The organism is Bradyrhizobium sp. LHD-71 (assembly GCF_031157255.1).
Lineage (GTDB): Bacteria > Pseudomonadota > Alphaproteobacteria > Rhizobiales > Xanthobacteraceae > P52-10.
Genome location: NZ_JAVIFX010000075.1, coordinates 1 through 1,054, shown reverse-complemented (window position 1 = coordinate 1,054; position 1,054 = coordinate 1). Strand labels below are relative to the sequence as shown.

The 1,054-nt window shown below is 62.0% G+C and carries 1 protein-coding gene; it reads left to right on the top strand.

Translation table 11 applies throughout. The features are described from left to right. Positions 1-94: 94 nt before the first annotated feature. Positions 95-1,043 (top strand): IS630 family transposase gene (locus RCO31_RS34610; RefSeq protein ID WP_308972933.1). Its coding sequence is split into 2 segments (ribosomal slippage): positions 95-430 and positions 432-1,043, totalling 948 coding nucleotides; the frame shifts between segments, so codons are not numbered across the junction. Positions 1,044-1,054 lie beyond the last annotated feature (11 nt).

Sequence of the window (1,054 nt, the reverse complement as noted above, 5' to 3'; positions counted from 1 at the left end):
CTAGAGCATTTCATTGCTTAATTGAATCGGAGGGGATTCCGGTTTTGGGCGATTTGTGATTCAAGATGCTGGCTGGATTGGAGGCCAGCATCGCATGAGCCGACCTCTATCGCTGGATCTTCGCGAACGCGTGGTGGCGTCTGTTTTGGCTGGCGAGAGCTGCCGGTCGGTGGCGGAACGGTTCGGCGTTGCGGTCTCGTCCGTTGTGAAATGGTCGCAGCGGCAGCGGGCAACCGGCTCGGTTGCGCCCGGCAAGATGGGCGGCCACCGCAAGCCCGTGCTTACTGCGCACCGCGCCTTCATCGTCGAGCGGATCACTCAGACGCCGCACCTGACGCTGCATGGTCTGAAGGCGGAGTTGGCGGCGCGCGGGATCAAGGTCTCGCACAACGCCGTCTGGCTGTTCCTGCGCCGGGAAGGGTTGCGGTTCAAAAAAAACACTGTTCGCCCTTGAACAGGCTCGCGCCGACGTCTCTCGCAGGCGTCAGCGTTGGCGATCCTGGCAGACCGGGCTTGATCCGGCCCGGCTCGTCTTCATTGATGAGACTTGGATCAAGACCAACATGGTCCCCCTGCGCGGCTGGGGTCCCAAGGGGGCCCGCCTGCGAGGCTTCGCGCCGCACGGCCACTGGCGCACCCTGACGTTCCTCGGGGCGCTGCGCCACGATCAGCTCACGGCTCCTTGCGTCTTCGACGGGCCGATCAACGGTGAGTGCTTCCGCGCCTATGTCGAGCACCTTCTCCTGCCAACCCTGCGCGAAGGCGACATCGTCATTCTCGACAATCTCGGAAGCCACAAATCGAAAGCCATCAGGCAAATGGTCCAGACCGCCGGCGCCAGGCTCTGGTACCTGCCTCCGTACTCTCCCGACCTCAATCCGATCGAACAGGCCTTCTCAAAGATCAAGCACTGGATGCGACACGCTCAGAAGCGCACCGTCGAGGACACTTGGCGCCATATCGGCAACCTCGGCGAGGCGATCCAGCCTCGCGAATGCGCCAACTACTTCGCCAACGCCGGTTACGCTTCAGTCAAAATGTGAAATGCTCTAGT